The 15,064-nt window shown below is 68.8% G+C and carries 15 protein-coding genes; 4 read left to right on the top strand and 11 right to left on the bottom strand.

Annotation, left to right across the window (positions count from 1 at the left end; translation table 11 throughout):
* Positions 1 to 109 precede the first annotated feature (109 nt).
* Positions 110 to 604 carry a DUF3145 domain-containing protein gene (locus JOD67_RS28000; RefSeq protein WP_205120697.1) on the top strand — a complete coding sequence of 165 codons (495 nt, stop codon included), beginning with the start codon at positions 110 to 112 and terminating at the stop codon, positions 602 to 604.
* 352 nt (positions 605 to 956) lie between these two features.
* On the opposite strand, the gene JOD67_RS27995 is transcribed toward JOD67_RS28000, so the two are convergent.
* The 7 genes from JOD67_RS27995 to JOD67_RS27965 form a co-directional block, all read right to left on the bottom strand.
* Entirely contained in the window at positions 957 to 1,907 is a 951-nt protein-coding gene (locus tag JOD67_RS27995; RefSeq protein ID WP_205120696.1) for a hypothetical protein, read from the bottom strand.
* A gap of 20 nt (positions 1,908 to 1,927) precedes the next feature.
* The gene (locus JOD67_RS27990; RefSeq protein ID WP_307782574.1) at positions 1,928 to 2,452 is read right to left on the bottom strand and encodes a gamma carbonic anhydrase family protein; all 525 of its coding nucleotides are present in this window, start codon (positions 2,450 to 2,452) and stop codon (positions 1,928 to 1,930) included.
* On the bottom strand, positions 2,437 to 3,213 hold the full coding sequence (locus JOD67_RS27985; protein WP_205120695.1) for an enoyl-CoA hydratase: 777 nt from the start codon (positions 3,211 to 3,213) through the stop codon (positions 2,437 to 2,439). The genes JOD67_RS27990 and JOD67_RS27985 overlap by 16 nt, the downstream gene beginning before the upstream one ends.
* Positions 3,200 to 4,426 (bottom strand): CaiB/BaiF CoA transferase family protein, encoded by a 1,227-nt coding sequence (locus JOD67_RS27980; protein WP_205120694.1) that lies wholly within the window; start codon positions 4,424 to 4,426, stop codon positions 3,200 to 3,202. The genes JOD67_RS27985 and JOD67_RS27980 overlap by 14 nt, the downstream gene beginning before the upstream one ends.
* Positions 4,427 to 4,719: 293 nt before the next feature.
* Positions 4,720 to 5,298: a dihydrofolate reductase family protein gene (locus JOD67_RS27975; RefSeq protein ID WP_205120693.1), complete on the bottom strand. Its 579-nt coding sequence runs from the start codon at positions 5,296 to 5,298 to the stop codon at positions 4,720 to 4,722.
* 15 nt (positions 5,299 to 5,313) lie between these two features.
* Positions 5,314 to 6,600 (bottom strand): FAD-binding oxidoreductase, encoded by a 1,287-nt coding sequence (locus JOD67_RS27970; protein ID WP_205120692.1) that lies wholly within the window; start codon positions 6,598 to 6,600, stop codon positions 5,314 to 5,316.
* 13 nt (positions 6,601 to 6,613) lie between these two features.
* Positions 6,614 to 8,194, bottom strand: a complete 1,581-nt coding sequence (locus JOD67_RS27965; RefSeq protein WP_205120691.1) for an MFS transporter — start codon at positions 8,192 to 8,194, stop codon at positions 6,614 to 6,616.
* A gap of 385 nt (positions 8,195 to 8,579) precedes the next feature.
* Here JOD67_RS27965 and JOD67_RS41390 point away from each other — a divergent pair, with 385 nt between their 5' ends.
* Positions 8,580 to 9,749, top strand: coding sequence for an alpha/beta hydrolase fold domain-containing protein (locus JOD67_RS41390; protein WP_205120690.1), 1,170 nt, complete (start codon positions 8,580 to 8,582; stop codon positions 9,747 to 9,749).
* Here JOD67_RS41390 and JOD67_RS27955 read toward each other — a convergent pair whose 3' ends face one another.
* Positions 9,750 to 10,328 (bottom strand): dihydrofolate reductase family protein, encoded by a 579-nt coding sequence (locus JOD67_RS27955; protein ID WP_205120689.1) that lies wholly within the window; start codon positions 10,326 to 10,328, stop codon positions 9,750 to 9,752.
* Positions 10,329 to 10,548: 220 nt separating this feature from the next.
* Here JOD67_RS27955 and JOD67_RS27950 point away from each other — a divergent pair, with 220 nt between their 5' ends.
* Positions 10,549 to 11,220: a TetR/AcrR family transcriptional regulator gene (locus JOD67_RS27950; protein ID WP_205120688.1), complete on the top strand. Its 672-nt coding sequence runs from the start codon at positions 10,549 to 10,551 to the stop codon at positions 11,218 to 11,220.
* Here JOD67_RS27950 and JOD67_RS42115 read toward each other — a convergent pair.
* Positions 11,195 to 11,647, bottom strand: coding sequence for an Lrp/AsnC family transcriptional regulator (locus JOD67_RS42115; RefSeq protein ID WP_205120687.1), 453 nt, complete (start codon positions 11,645 to 11,647; stop codon positions 11,195 to 11,197). The genes JOD67_RS27950 and JOD67_RS42115 overlap by 26 nt on opposite strands.
* Before the next feature lie 83 nt (positions 11,648 to 11,730).
* On the opposite strand from JOD67_RS42115, the gene JOD67_RS27940 reads away from it, so the two are divergent.
* Entirely contained in the window at positions 11,731 to 12,861 is a 1,131-nt protein-coding gene (locus JOD67_RS27940; RefSeq protein WP_205120686.1) for a M20/M25/M40 family metallo-hydrolase, read from the top strand.
* On the opposite strand, the gene JOD67_RS27935 is transcribed toward JOD67_RS27940, so the two are convergent.
* The gene (locus JOD67_RS27935; protein WP_205120685.1) at positions 12,854 to 13,672 is read right to left on the bottom strand and encodes a CPBP family intramembrane glutamic endopeptidase; all 819 of its coding nucleotides are present in this window, start codon (positions 13,670 to 13,672) and stop codon (positions 12,854 to 12,856) included. The genes JOD67_RS27940 and JOD67_RS27935 overlap by 8 nt on opposite strands.
* A gap of 70 nt (positions 13,673 to 13,742) precedes the next feature.
* The gene (glcF, locus tag JOD67_RS27930) at positions 13,743 to 15,059 is read right to left on the bottom strand and encodes a glycolate oxidase subunit GlcF (RefSeq protein WP_205120684.1); all 1,317 of its coding nucleotides are present in this window, start codon (positions 15,057 to 15,059) and stop codon (positions 13,743 to 13,745) included.
* Between the last annotated feature and the right edge of the window lie 5 nt (positions 15,060 to 15,064).

Raw genomic sequence — 15,064 nt, 5'->3', positions numbered from 1 at the left:
GGGTGGTGTTGGAGTGATGCGTGGGGCACAATGATCACGTACGCCGGTGTGGCCTGCCGGGTTGAGGACGCTGGGGAAGGCGCTCCCTCAACCGAGAAAGGTGAGACCGGTGGCAACACGAGGCGTGCTGTTCGTGCATTCCGCGCCGTCGGCGTTGTGCCCGCACATCGAGTGGGCAGTCGCCGGCGTTCTTGGCGCGCGTATCAACCTGGACTGGATCGGCCAACCAGCCGCGGTCGGGCACTACCGCACCGAGCTGTCCTGGCAGGGCGACTCCGGCAGCGCCGCGGCGCTGGCGAGCGCGCTGCGCGGGTGGCAACAGCTGCGGTACGAGGTCACTGAGGAGCCCAGTCCCGGCTGTGAGGGCGCGCGGTACTCGTACACGCCCAACCTCGGCCTGTTCCATGCCGTCACCGGTCCGCACGGCGACATCCTGATCCCCGAGGACCGGCTCAAGGCCGCCGTGCTCAAGTCCGCGCTGGGGGAGCTGACGCTCGAACAGGAGATCGTGAAGCTCCTCGGCAAGGCCTGGGACGACGAGCTCGAGCCCTTCCGCTACGCCGGCGAAGGCGCTCCGGTGCGCTGGCTGCACCAAGTTGTGTGATCGACTAACGGTGATCATGGTGTCGGAAGGAGAAATTGCCCGGAACTCGATGCCGTTAGGTCTTGACCGGAACCCGGTGTGAATGGGTAACGTTCTGGTGACGCAGGGCTCAACTCTCAGGGCTCTCAGGGGCTAAGCTCAGGCACTTCGCAAGGTTCACCGCAGGGCACAAGACGTGGCCGCGCGGCGCCGACAGGGGCGACCTCGGCAGCCGGGAACGCGGCCGCACCACGTAGGGCGTGGCCACCATCGCTGGCCACGCCCTAGCTCTGTCTAGAGGTCCAACCAAGAACTTCCATGGAAGATAGACACGTCCGTTTTCCCTTGTCCACTTAGCGATTCGTGAACGCGGTCACGAACTCCCACGCGCGATAGCGACGATCGCCGCCCGAACGTCCGGCCACATCTCGGCGAATGCCGAACGAGAATGGACGATCGCCGCGTCGAAGTTGGCAGGCTCGTCGTCCACCACCTCGACCGTCCGTGCGGCCGCGAGCTGCTCCGGTTCACCGGACGACTCCAGGTCCGCGACGAGAGCGCGGTGATCGTCGAAAGAGTCGGGATGGAATCGCCCGCGCTCGAGGTCGAATCGATCGGCCAGCAAGTCGACGAGCAGCTCCCGCACCCTGGTTCGCTGGACGGTGTCGGCGAACGTCAACCAGGCCACCAGATCGGGATCGCCCTCATCGCGCGGTGGCTCCGGAGTCGCATCGACGACCGTCGGATCAGGGATGAGGAAGCTCAACTGTGGAAGCTTGAACCAGGCCTTCTCCAGCTGGACACCGGTCCGTGCCTCGATGACGGCCATGCCGACCGCGCGCTGCGGTCCTGGATCGGCGTCCATCAACGCCTCGACCTCGGGTGCGAGTGTCGGTGGATCGTCGCCCCACCAGAACATGCCGTCGCGGTCGACGAGCTCGGCGCCGGCCAGCTGACGACCGCGCACCGCGTAGTGGATGCGGTCCTGGCCGTTCACCTGCCAGTAGACGTTGTGCAGCACAGCATCCTGGCTCAACGCGCGCATCATCTCGTTGCGCGTCCCCTGGAAGCCGTTGTTCTCGATGATGGACACGGCCGGGCCGGGCTGCGCGATATGCACCATCGGTCGGCTGGTGTCGTACTCGTCATAGGCCGCCTCGAGCGGTCGCTCCGCCAGCGTCGACAGGTCGCCGCCCATGCGGCGAACGACATCCTCGATCGTGACCGGCTTGCTCAGCCCGCGCACCACGGTCCACGACATGGCGATCTCCATGCCGCTCTCGACCAAGAAGGTGCGGTAGTAGTCGACCAGGTCATCCGACACGAGGCACCAGTGTGCCGGAGTTACGCCAGGGCGGCTCGGTACGTCTCCGCGAGCTTCACGTAGTTCGCGACGCCGCGGGCCATGCGTTCGCGTTCGGCGTCGGACACGTCGCGGCGGACCTTGCCCGGGACGCCAAGCACCAGGGAGCCGGGTGGGATGAGGGCGCCCTCCGACACCACCGCGCCGGCCCCCACGAGGGAGCCGGCGCCGATGACGGCTCCGTTCAACACGCGGGCGCCGATGGCGATGAGGCAGTCGTCCTCCACCACCGCGCCGTGGACGACGGCGGCGTGGCCGATGGTCACGCGGGCTCCGACGTGGCACGGGTGGCCGGGGTCGGCATGGAGTACGGAGCCGTCCTGCACGTTGGTCGACGCTCCGATCGAGATCGGCGCGGAGTCGGCGCGGATCGTCACGCCGAACCAGACCGACGACTGCTCGGCCAGCGTCAGCTGCCCGGTCACCACCGCACCGGGGGCCACGAACGCCGAGGCGGCGATCGAGGGTGTGTGCCCGTTGACGGGCAGGATCAGCGGCCGGTCCACGTCGGTTTCTCCTTAGCCACGAACGACTGCACAGCCGAACGGAAGTCCTCGCTCCCGAACACCCTAGCCACGATGTCGTCCCCGTCCGGCAGCGACGAACGCCGCAGCCGCCCCAGCGCCTCCTTCGCCGCCCACATCGACAACGGCGAGTGCGACAACAGCTCACCAATCACCCGCGAGGCAAGCGCATCCAGCTCGGAAGGCTCACACACCTCCGACACGAACCCGGCAGAAAGGGCCTCCGAAGCCGACAACAGCCGCGACCGCAGCAGCAGGTCCAACGTACGAGCGCGCCCGAGGTTCGCCACCAGCAACGAGTAGCCGTTCATCGACAGACAGTTCCCCAACGTCCGCGCGATCGGCACCCCGAACTGGGCGTCCGACGACGCCACCCGCAGGTCGCACACGCCGGCGAGCCCCAGACCTCCACCCACGCAATAGCCCCGCACCACCGCCAACGTCGGCTTCGTCACGGACTCGAGGCGGTCCAGCACGCCAGCGATCCGGTGTTCGTACGCCACCCCGTCATCGCCCGACGCGAACGAGGAGAACTGCGAGATGTCGGTCCCGGCCACGAACGCCTTGGAGCCAGCCCCGCGCAGCACCAGCACCCGTACGGAAGGATCCGCATCCGCCTGCGAACAAGCCGAAACCAGCCCCTCGTACATCGCCCACGTCATCGCGTTCCGCTGCTCCGGCCGATTGAACGTCACCGTCAGCACGCCGTCCTCCAACGACGTCAACAGCTCAGACGTGGCCATCCACAACCCCTTCCTCGTGCCAACAAAGAACAGCCCCCGCCGACTCCAAGGCACGCACCTCGGCAGCGGAGTACCCCAGAGAGCCAAGCACAGCAGCCGTATCGAACCCCAACAGAGGCCCAGCGGAGTCACGCCGAGCAGGACTCGACGACAGCCGCATCGGCGACCCCAGCTGCCGCACCGGCGGCAACGTCGGATGCGGCGCGTCCCAGAAGAAGTCACGCGCGGCCAGATGCGGATCCTCGAACACCGAGTCGTAGCGGTTGATCGGCGCGCAAGGCACCCCCGCCGCATCGAGCGAAGCGACCAGATCGGCAACAGTACGAACAGAAGTCGCGGCCTCGATCAACGGAATCAACACGTCAACGTGCTGTTGACGCTGATAACTCGTCCCAAACCGCGCATCGGAAACCAAGGACTCCAACCCCAGTACGGAGCAGAACGAGGTCCACGTCTTCGGCGTCACCGCACCCGCCGTGATCCAGCCGTCCGAGCACCGCAACGCCTGGTATGGCGCGGAGTTCTGATGCGCCGACCCGTGCGGCCGCCCGACCTCGCCGGTGGCGAAGAACATCCCCGCCTCCCAGATCGCGAACGACACCCCGGCCTCGTACAGCGACACATCGACGTGCTGTCCCACCCCGGTCTGAGCCCGCGCGGACAAAGCCGCCAGAGCACCCATGGCCCCGTACAGCCCGCACACCAGATCGCAGATCGGCACGCCCACCTTGACCGGCGATCCCTCCGGCGTCCCGGTGATGCTCATCAGCCCGCCGCGCGCCTGCGCCATGATGTCCAGCCCCGGCAGGCTCGCGAGCGGCCCGTCCTGCCCCCATCCCGACGCGGACACGTACACGAGCCGGGGGAGCGACGCCGACAGCGAGGCGTACGACAGCCCCAGCCGCTCCAGCGCCCCCGGCCGCAGGTTCTCCACCAGCACGTCCGCCGTGGAGAGCAGCCGCAGCAGAGCGGCCCGACCCTCCGAAGACTTGAGATCCAGAGCGACCGACCGCTTGTTCCGGTTCAGCCGAACGAACGGCGAGCTCTCCCCGTCCAGGAACGGCCCCGTCGAACGCGTCGGATCGCCGCCAGCCGGGTTCTCGATCTTGATCACCTCGGCCCCGAGGTCCGCGAGCTGCATGGTGGCGAACGGGGCGGCCATGAACTGACCGATCTCCACGACGCGGATGCCGGCCAGGGCAGAGGGGTTCATCGCGCTCCTTCGGCAGGCGAGGCAAGGCAACCTGGTCTATTGTCTACAACAATCGGCCGAGAACGAGCAAGAGGCGCCGCGACCGGGCAGGTGGTCGCGGCGCCTCAGGCGCGGGGTCGTGTCTGGCGAATAGCGCCGGTCATCGCGCGTAGCGCGATGGCGCGCGGCGCCCCCGCCCGTATGGGCGTGGTGCAGGAGGAACTCATATTGGTTATATGGGTGACGAGGTGCACCGCGGCCAGACGGGATGCGGGGTGTCGCGCGCCAGGCGATCTTTGCCAGACACGGCCTTGTTACCGCTGGACGCGGTAGCGAAGATGGGTGACCTCAGGAGTGTCGATCACGCGAACGACCTCCAGCTCGACTCGATCGGGCAGCACCTCGAACAGCCGCCGCCCCGAGCCGAACAGCACCGGAACCTGGTGGATCTGGATCTCGTCCAGCACGCCCGCCTCGAGCGCTTTCTGACCCGTGTACGCGCCGTGCATCGCCACGTTCTTGTCGCCAGCCACCGCCTTCGCCTGCGCCATCGCGCTCTCGATCCCGTCGAGCACGTACGTCACCAACGGGTAGTTCGCGACCGTCGGACCCGGTGGCCGGTGGCTCGGCACGAAGATCGGCAGGCCGTTGTGGTCGCCGCCCCAGTGGTCGACCTGTTCGACCGTTCGCCGGCCGGCCAGGATCGCTCCACATGCGGTGAACTCGTCCATGAACTCGCGCGCGACTCCGGGCCGGACGTCGAAGGTTCCTGCATGGAAGATCCACTCATGGAGGCGATCGAAGTCATCGCCGCCTGGATTCTCCGGCGTGTCGTTCGGACCGCAGATGAACCCGTCGAGGGACATCGACATATAGAGCACAGACGTGGACACAGTCAGGACCTCCAGCTACTGCAGCGGGTACCCGTCGCGAGCGACGGTGTCGCTGCCGGGGCGGATGTTGTGGGTCAGGCCGAACAGGTTGGTCGGGTCGTACGTCCGCTTCAGCTCACGGAGCCGCCGCCAGTTCGCCGTGGTGTACGCCGAAGCGGTCCGCGACGGGTCTTTGAGGAAGTTCAGGAACGCGCCACCCGTCGCGTACTGCGCGAGCCCGTCCGAAGCGGACGGCGTGCCATTGATCGCGATCGAGAACGGCACGTTGCGGTGTCCGACCGGCCCGCGACCGACCGAGCGCCGCATGGCGCCGCCCCAGTGCCGGACCTCGAGCTCGTCCACCTCGGGATCCGAGACGAGCGACAGCGCCGTCTCGATCACCGGGCCGGACAACGAACGGAACGTCTCGAACCGCCGCGGCGCGATGCCGCCGATCGTCCCGGACTCCGCGTACGGCATCGAACGCCAGGTGTCCGCGAGCGGCTCGCCGGCCACCTTCCACAGCGGGGCGAGCGCGCGGCGACCCTCCTCCGGCGTCCCCACGTACATACCGCGCACGGCCACGACCGGACCGGACACCGGCGAGTGCGCCGCCGACCGGATCAGCACGATGGACGTCGTCAGCTCGTCGGGCTCCCGCGTCTCCGCCCAGGTACGGAACTTCACCAGCAGGTCGGCCGCACGGCTGAACGGGAAGTAGGCGGTCCCCGCGTACACGTTGGCGACCGGGAACAGCCGGAACGTCAACGAGGTCACGACGCCGAAGTTCGCGCCGCCGCCCCGCAGCGCCCAGAACAGGTCCGCGTGCTGGTCCGCGTCGACGGTGAGCAGGGATCCGTCGGCGGTCACCACGTCGGCCGAGAGCAGGTTGTCGGCGGCGAACCCGTACTTGCGGGACAGCCACGACAGCCCGCCGCCGAGCGTGTAGCCGGTGACGCCGACGGCTGGCGAGGTGCCGGACAGCCCGGCCAGTCCGTACGGCGAAGCGGCCGCCAGCACCTCGCCCCAGCGAGCACCGGCGCCGACGCGGGCGACCTGGCGGGTGGGGTCGATCGTGACCCCACCCAGCCCGGCCGTCTCGAGCTGGAATCCCCCTTGTGGGGCGACGAACGAGCCGTGTCCGGTCGCGTGGACCGCCAGCGGTACGTCCAGCTCGCGCGCCATCCGCACGGCGGCCTGCACGTCCGCGGCGTTCGTGGCCTCGATGCCCACCGGCGTACGCGGCACCGCGGTCGCGGCCAACGCCTTCTCGGCGGTCACCAGGGGAGCGAGTTCGCGAGTGAAGCTCTGCACGATGGTCATCGCTATGTCTCCTTCAGTGTTCGGTCGCACCAGCCGCGACCGGCACTGCTTCGTCGGTCGTCGAGGTGGTAGACGGTTCGGACGCGGAAGACTCATCGGACTTCCGCAAAACGACCGCGCAGAGCACGGCGAGGGCGATGAAGATCGCCGCCCCGACCGCGGTCACGGCGTTCATTCCGGTGGTGAACGAGGCGTTCACCGCGCGGACCACTTCCGGCCCGAGCTGTGAGGCGTACGCGGTCGCCGTGGCGATGCCTTCGTGCACCGCTGCCGCCGCGTCGGCCGGCAGGCCCGCGGGGACCGCGTCGGCGATCTCGCCGCGGTAGACCACAGCGGCGAGGCTGCCGAGCGCGGCGATGCCGACGGCGATCCCGAACTCGCCGCTGGTCTCCATCACCGCGGCCGCCGAGCCCGCCTTCTCCGGCGGAGCCGAGCCCAGGATGATGTTCGCGGTCAGCGCCATCGGGAAGCTCATGCCGAGCGCCGCGACACACATGCCGACCAGCAGCAGGGCCAGGCTGCTTCCTGGCTGGATGAACGTCATGACGACGAACCCGAGGCCGCAGATGAGCAGGCCGCCCGTGATGAGCCGCGGGTTGCCGAACTTCGCGGCCAGTCGCGGCGCCAGCTGGTAGCCGATCAGCATGACCACGTTCTGCGGGAGGATCAGCAGCCCAGCCGTCAGCGGGTCGTACCCGAGAACGAGCTGCAGGTACATCGCCGCCACCAGGCTGACGCCGGCCATGATCACGCCGCCGAACCACATCGTCGACAGCGCGGTGCTGAACTTGCGGTTGGTGAACAGCTTCAGGTCGAGCAGCGGGTGCTCGAGCTTGCGCTGGCGCAGGACGAACGCCGCACCGAACGCCAAGCCAGCCACGATCGTCACCCCCGCCACCAGGTCGAGACCGCTCCGCGTCACCGACTTCACGCCGAAGATGACGGGCAGAATCGCCAACAGGGACAGGGCAACACTGGTCAGGTCGAGCTTGCCGGCGTTCGCGTCGCGGTACTCCGGCAGCAGGATCGGGCCGACGATCAGCAGCAGCACCATGAACGGGACGCCGAGCAGGAACGCCGATCCCCACCAGAAGTGCTCGAGCAGGATGCCGCCGACCAGTGGGCCGAGCAGCATGCCGCCCATGAAGCAGGAGAACCAGACGCCGATCGCCTGACCCATCTGCTTCGGGTCGTGGAACATGTTGCGGATCAGCGCCATCGTCGAGGGCATCAGCGTCGCGCCGGCCACACCGAGCAACGCACGCGACACGATCAGCATCTCGGCGCTGGTGGAGTACGCGGCGACGATCGACGCGACGCCGAACGCGGCGCCGCCGATCAGCAGCAGCTTGCGGCGGCCGATCCGGTCGCCCAACGTTCCCATCGTGACCAGGAAGCCGGCGAGCAGGAACGAGTAGATGTCGAGGATCCACAGCTGCTCGTTGCTGCTCGCGTGCAGGTCGCTGCTGAGGATGGGCAGGGCGAGATAGAGAACGCTGATGTCCAACGACAGCAGCAAGGTCGGCAGCGCGAGGATCGCGAGGCCGATCCACTCGCGACGGGTCGCGAGCTGGGGAACGGTCGATGCTGACATGGGGCTGAGCTCCTTCGTGACGTTGCGGAAGGTGGGTGTTACTCGACGGGCGGGCCGAACAGCTCGCGCACTTCGACGTACGGACCGTGGGTGACGACGTCGTCGCGGATCGACCTGGCCTGAGCGCTCGGCTGAGGCATAGGTGTACTCCTTGCTGGCGTGGTGAAGGTCGTTCTGCTGATCCGACGAACGGTCGAAGGTCGGAATCGACAACAGCGATGGGGAACTTCGGGCCAGTGCCTCCGCGGGGGGCCCTGGCGTGGTGGAGAAGTTGGTACGTTCAGTCTTGCGACGACTGACGTGAGGGGGAAATGCCGATCCGGTATCGCTGTGATGCCGCCCGGACATTGCCGGATCTAGGGGTGGGTACGAGGATCGTGGCTCGATGATGGAAGACAACGTGTTGCGGCTTCCCGCGTCGGCGGAGGCGATCGAGGTGCGCCACCTCAGGGCGTTCGTCGCTGTCGCGGAGGAGCTCAACTTCGGGCGTGCCGCCACCCGGTTGTACGTGACGCAGCCAGCGCTGAGCCGGCAGATCGGTGGTCTGGAACGGCTGGTGGGCTGTCAGCTGCTGCGCCGTTCCACGCGCAGCGTCGAGCTGACGTTGCCCGGTGAGGTGCTCCTGACCCGGGCCAAGGACCTGCTGCACGACCTGCACGAGGCCGTCACGATGACCCGTTCGGTGGGGGACGAGCTCGAGGAGCGCGCCGCCCGGATCTGGGCGCCGGTGAGCGACCTGGCGGCCAGTTCGGCGGGTCTGGACGAGCTGCGGGCCGCGTACGAGTCGGTGTCCGCCATGTTCCCGGTGCCGGAGGGCATCGTCGTACGTCCGGCCAACACCGGTGGCGTCGTCGGGCTGTCGGTGTCGCCGGACCCCGAACAGCCAGCCACGGTGCTGTTCCTGCACGGTGGTGGCATGGCGCTCGGCTCGGCGTACGGCTACCGTTCGCTCGCCGGAGCGCTGGCCGCGGCAGCCGGGGCCACGGTCGTCATCCCGGACTTCCGGCTGGCCCCGGAGCATCCGTTCCCCGCGGCACTGGACGACGCTGTCAGTGCCTACGAGTGGATGCTCTCGCGCGGTGTCCCGCCCAGGACCATCAGCGTCGCGACCGATTCGATGGGCGCCCATCTCACGCTCTCGATGGTGCTCAAGCTGCGCGACGACGGTGTCCCCCTGCCCGGCCGTCTGGTGCTGATGTCGCCGGGGGTGGAGTTCACGCCGCCCGACCAGGTCGATCGCGGCGCCGCCGAGGTGATCCGCGGCTTCGGTGCCGCCTACCTCGGCGACCGGCCGGCGAACGACCCGCTCGTCCACCCGTTGCTGGCCGACTTCACCGGCCTGCCGGAGCTGTTCGTCCAGGCCGGGACGCAGGACCTGATGTACGCGCAGGCCGCCGACCTCATCGCGCACGCGCGAGCGCATGGCGTCAAGGTGGTGGTCGACGACTATCCGCTCGCCGCGCATGTCTTCCAGCTGTTCTGGCCGTTCCTGCCCGAGGCGGCGACCGCTCTCGAGAAGGCCGGCGATTACATCCGTGCGGGTGCTCATCGCTAGCTACTTCTTGATCGCGTAGCGGAAGTGGGTCGCGGCGGGGGTCGAGACGACATCGAGGACCTCGAGGTCGGTGTGGTCGACGCCCAGGTGCGCGAACATCCGCGTACCGCCGTGGAACAACACCGGCACCAGGTGGATCGAGAGCTCGTCGACCAGTCCGGCCGCGATGTACTGCTGGCCGAGGTTCGCGCCGCCCATGACGCAGACGTCGCGGTCGCCGGCCACCTTCTGGGCCTGCTCGAGCGCGCTCTCGATGCCGTCGGTGACGAACGTGTAGACGCCGTTCTCCGGTGAGGTGTCGGGCGCCTTGTGGGTGACGACGAACAGCGGCATCCGCGCGTCGCCGGACGGTCCGTTCGCGCCCCACCAGGGGAGCGAGGTGTCGTACGTCTCCCGGCCGGCGATCGCGGCGCCCAACCCGGCGACACCGTCGCGGAGGACCTGCGCGCCACGTTCGTCGTTGAACGCCCAGTCCATCAAGCGGAGACCGCCCGGCCCCATAGGCTCCTCGGGTGTGCGGTTGGCCGCGGTCATGTACCCATCGAGCGACATCGAGGTGTCGAAGACCACCCTGCCCATGTGTCTGCCCCTTTCCTTTCCGTACTTCCCGGCGTGTTTCCTAACTGCGTCCGCCGGACACTGTGTACCATAGACACAGTTCCAGGGGCGTGCAAGACCGAATTCGAGGAGTGCATTGGCGATTTCCGACGACCGTCCAGCGGAGGACGAGTTCGGAACACTTGAGCTGCTGTGGGGCCTGCGGGAGCCTCCCAGCCGTGGGCCGAAGCGTGCCCTGAGCGTGCGTCAGATCGCCGAGATGGGCATCTCGATCGCCGACAGCGAGGGGCTCGCGGCGATCTCCATGCAGCGGATCGCCAGCGAGCTGAACTTCACCAAGATGTCGCTGTACCGGTACGTCAAGAGCAAAGGTGAGCTGCTCGCGGCGATGACCGACCTCGCGATCGACGACCCACCGACGCTGGAGTCGCTCGGCGAGGGCTGGCGGGAACGCGTGACCGGCTGGGCGCGGCTCATCCGCGAGGGCTGGTTCCGCCATCCCTGGCTCCCGCATGTCAGCGAGTGGCAGAGTCGCCCTGGCGCGGTGCGGCCGACGTCGGGGGAGCGGGCCATGGGGCCGAACGAGGTGGGCTGGGTCGAGCTCGCCGTCCGCTCGATGGAGGGCACAGGGCTGACGCTGGCGGAGCAGCTGGACGCGGTGTTCATCGTGAGCGCGCACCTGCGCGCGACGCTGGCGATGACCGCGTACGGCGTGCTGCCCTGGACGATCGACCTGCCGAACACGGCGATGCTGGACACCCTCCGCGACGAGCACGGCGCCAAGTACCCCGCGCTCACCGAGCTGGCCGCCTCGCCGCCGCCGGACCACAACAACTTCGAGTGGGGCCTCGACCGCATCCTCGACGGCCTTGAGCTGCTGATGCGCTCTAGGTCGGAAGAGGGCGGTCGGTGACGATCTGCTTCATGACCAGCGTCGACGTGAGGCGCTGGACGCCGGGGAGGGCGGCGAGGCTTTCGTCCTCCAGGCTGGCGTAGGCGTCGAGGTCGGTGGTCACGACGCGGAGCAGGTAGTCGGGGTCGCCGAAGAGGCGCTGGGCTTGGAGAACGTTCGGGATCTTCGCGACCGCCGCCTCGAAGGCGAGCAGGGTGTCGCGGTCCTCCTGGCGCATGGTCACGAACACCAGCGCCTGGAAGCCGAGGCCGACCGAGGCGGGGTCGACGAGGGCGCGGTAGCCGGTGATGACGCCCGAACGTTCGAGCTCGCGCAGCCGCCGGTGGCACGGCGAGAGGCTGAGGCCGATCTTGGCGGCCAGCTCGGTCACCGTGAGCCGGCCGTCCGCCTGCAGCTCGGCAAGAATCTTCCGGTCGATCACGTCCACGGCGCAGAGTCTTCCACGTACGCCGCCGAGACGGGCCGAAGTTGGCACCACCTTCCGGCCGATCCGCCATAGCCTTCTCGACCATGAACGCCGTCCGCGAATGGATCGAAGAACGTGCCGACGCCATGGCCGACCTGCTCACCAGGCTGGTCGCCTGCGAGACCGAGAACCCGCCTGGCCGCGGCCTCGCCGAGTGCGCCGAGGTGCTCCGCGACGCGATGGACCGGCTCGGTCTGCGACCCGAGGTGCTCGAGCCGCCCGTCGTCCGCGGCACCGCCGGCACCGACGGCGCCGGCGACGGGATCGTCTACTTCCACGGCCACTTCGACGTCGTTCCGGCCCAGTCCCGCGACCAGTTCACCGCTCGCCGCGCGGACGGGCGGATCGTCGGCCGCGGCACCGCCGACATGAAGGGCGGCATCGTCAGCATGCTGTACGGCGCCGCCGCCGCGCAGGACCTCGGCCTGCTCGGCAACGGCCGCGTCGTGATCCACCTCGTCTGCGACGAGGAGACCGGCAGTGCGGCCGGCGCCGGCTACCTCCGCGCGAACGACCTCATCGACCCGTCCGCGCTCGCCATGCTCACCGCCGAGCAGAGCGGCGAGGTGGTCTGGCACGCAGCCAAGGGCGCGCTCTCGCTGCGCGTCGACGTGCACGGGAAGCCCATGCACGTCGGCCAAGCGCCGCAGGGTGTCAACTCGTTCCTGCGCATGCTCCAGATCGCCACCCCGCTTGGGGAGTACGCGAACGGCCGCACGATCGTCGTCGGCGGGCAGTCCGGCGGGGGCTCCAACTTCAATGTCGTTCCCGAGCACACCTGGTTCACCGTGGACGGCCGCTTCGATCCCGAGGAGGACCTCGACGGCGAGCTCGCCAGCATCAGAGCGATCGTCCACGAGGCCGCCGAACGGGCCGGCGCGAACGTCGACCTCGAGGTCACCCAGGTCGCCCCGCCCGCCCACACTCCGCCGGACCACCCGACCGCGAAGCTGCTCGCCGGCGCGATCGAGGAGATCGCCGGGACACCCGTACGGCTGGAGCAGTGTCCCGGCTGCCTCGACACCCGCTGGTACGCCGAGCTCGGCATACCAGCGTTCGGCTACGGCCCCGGCACGATGGAGGTCTCCCACGGACCGCACGAGTACGTCGAGGAGGCGGCCCTCCATCGCGTCGCCGCGGGCTACGCGTTGTTCGCGAGCCGACTGCTCAGGTAGGCATGACGTTCAGCAACAGGGCAACGGTTCCGAGCGTCTGCAGGATGAACGCCGAGCCCACGTGCATGCCGATCGACAACCGGAGGTCCTGCTTCTTCCAGGCCAGCCAGAAGCCCGCGAACGCGAAGATGATCCTGGACAAGATCGCCCACGGCGACCAGAAGTGGTAGATCGAGAACAGTGCCGTGTTGACCAGCGGCGCCCACCCGCCCAGCTGGGGGAGGCGGGACAGCAGGAAGCCGCGGAAGTAGAGCTCCTCGATCAGCGGGAGCGAGAAGCCGGTCAGCGGGATGCACACGGCGAGCGTGATGACCATGACCGACTGCGGGAAGCCCCCGATGTACGTCAGGCCGCCCCCGCCCGAACCGTCGAACGGAACCCAGGAGAAGAACGCCTCGTAGACGGCGTTGTCCAGCGTGACGAGCGCGGTGCTCAGCCCCAGGAACTGCACGATCAGAACGGTGACGATCAGCACGAGCCTGCCGCGTGGGGTGGGCTTGTCGAGGTAGTTCACGACGCCACGCAGGGACAGCCGGCCGTTGCGTCGGTAGCCGAGCCACACCAGCAGGCCGAGCTGGATCGGCGCGAGGGCGACGACCATCGAGATCGCCCAACCCAGGAACGACGGAAGCTCCAGCGCCCGCATGAGCGGCTGCGCGAACAACAGGTAGACGCCGACGATGGGGATGCCGGGAAGCAGGTGTAAGGCGATGGACAGCGGCAGCGAGTGGCGGTCGGCCAGCAGCCGCCCCGCGAGGCCGTTCGGTCGGGTGTCTGCCGCGGTGGTCAGCGGGGTTCGGGTGCTCTCCATGGGACCAAGCTCGGGCGGCCCGCTGACACGGCCGTGTCACCGCCCTGACACGGCACCCGGCACCCGGTGATCAGGCCAGCGGGTTGACGCCGCGGATCGAGGCGTCGATCAGCTCGACCGGGTGGAACAGTGGGAGCTCGTCCTCGCCGAGGTGTTTGCGGAGCTGCAACAGGCAACCGGGGTTGGCCGTCGCGACCGCGTCCGGTTGGACCGACCGTACGTTCGCCGCCTTCCGTTCGCCGAGGTCGTTCGCCGCCTCGGGCTCGAGCAGGTTGTAGACGCCGGCCGAACCGCAGCACAGCTCGGCCTCCGGCAGGTCGACGACGGTCAGCTCGGGGATCGTCCGCAGCACCGCTCGCGGCTGGGATCGCACCTTCTGTGCGTGCCCGAGGTGGCAGGCGTCGTGGTACGCCACCCGCGCCGGGATCGGATGCCGCGCGGCCTGCGGCGGCAGTTCCGCCAGCACCTCGGTGACGTCGCGCACCTTCGCCGAGAACGCCGCGGCGCGTTCGGCGTAGCGAGGATCGTCGGCGAGCAGCACGCCGTAGTCCTTCATCGTCGAGCCGCAGCCGGCGACGTTCACCACGATCGCGTCCACGTCGTAGTGCTCGAACACGTCGATCGTCCGCCGCGCCCGCGCCAGTCCTTCGGGCTCCCGTCCGGTGTGCGTGGACAGCGCGCCGCAGCAGTCCTGCTCGACGGGGACGAACACGTCGCACCCCTCGGCGGCGAGCACCCGCACGGTCGCGGCGTTCACCGGGTTGAAGAACACCTGCTGCACGCAGCCGGCCAGCATCGCGACCCGCTTCCGCGGCGTGCCTACCGCCGCGACGCGTTCCGGCGCGCGGGCGGCGAGGTCGCGCAGCCGTACGTCCGGCAGCAGCGCCTCCAGCGCCTGCAGCCGCTTCGGGAGCCGGTCGAGTAGCCCGATCCTCCTGAGCAGCTTGCCGATCCGCAGTCGCTGGTACGCGATGCCGCCGAGCGCCGCGACGCGCAGCCGGTTCGGGTACGGGAACAGCGAGAACACCAGCCGCCGGAACAGCCGATCGCCCTTCCCACGCGAGTGATTCCGCTCGATCTGCGGCCGCATGGTCTCGATCAGCCGGTCGTACTGCACGCCCGACGGGCACGACGTCACGCACGCCATGCAGCCGAGGCAGCGGTCGAAGTGCGTGGTGAGCGTGTCGTCGAACGTGGCCGCGCCCTCGTGCACGAGGTTCATCAGGTAGATGCGGCCCCGCGGCGAGTCCATCTCCTCGCCCCACAGCACGTACGTCGGGCAGGTCGGCAGGCAGAACCCGCAGTGCACGCAGTCGTCGAGCAGGTCCTTCGACGGCGGGTGATGCTCGTCGAAGTTCCCGAAGTCGACAGCGAGCGCGTCGGTCATCCAAG

The organism is Tenggerimyces flavus (assembly GCF_016907715.1).
Taxonomy (GTDB): Bacteria; Actinomycetota; Actinomycetes; order Propionibacteriales; family Actinopolymorphaceae; genus Tenggerimyces; species Tenggerimyces flavus.
Note: the sequence above shows the minus strand (reverse complement) of the source record. Positions and strands in the feature narration are given on the sequence as shown.

Excerpts from the sequence above, each read along its gene's own strand:
- JOD67_RS27935 (WP_205120685.1), bottom strand. The coding sequence starts at position 13,672 with ATGGAGAGCACCCGAACCCCGCTGACCACCGCGGCAGACACCCGACCG.
- JOD67_RS27985 (WP_205120695.1), bottom strand. The coding sequence starts at position 3,213 with ATGGCCACGTCTGAGCTGTTGACGTCGTTGGAGGACGGCGTGCTGACG.
- JOD67_RS27955 (WP_205120689.1), bottom strand. The coding sequence starts at position 10,328 with ATGGGCAGGGTGGTCTTCGACACCTCGATGTCGCTCGATGGGTACATG.
- JOD67_RS27980 (WP_205120694.1), bottom strand. The coding sequence starts at position 4,426 with ATGAACCCCTCTGCCCTGGCCGGCATCCGCGTCGTGGAGATCGGTCAG.
- JOD67_RS41390 (WP_205120690.1), top strand. The coding sequence starts at position 8,580 with ATGATGGAAGACAACGTGTTGCGGCTTCCCGCGTCGGCGGAGGCGATC.
- JOD67_RS27965 (WP_205120691.1), bottom strand. The coding sequence starts at position 8,194 with ATGTCAGCATCGACCGTTCCCCAGCTCGCGACCCGTCGCGAGTGGATC.
- JOD67_RS27940 (WP_205120686.1), top strand. The coding sequence starts at position 11,731 with ATGAACGCCGTCCGCGAATGGATCGAAGAACGTGCCGACGCCATGGCC.
- glcF (WP_205120684.1), bottom strand. The coding sequence starts at position 15,059 with ATGACCGACGCGCTCGCTGTCGACTTCGGGAACTTCGACGAGCATCAC.
- JOD67_RS27970 (WP_205120692.1), bottom strand. The coding sequence starts at position 6,600 with ATGACCATCGTGCAGAGCTTCACTCGCGAACTCGCTCCCCTGGTGACC.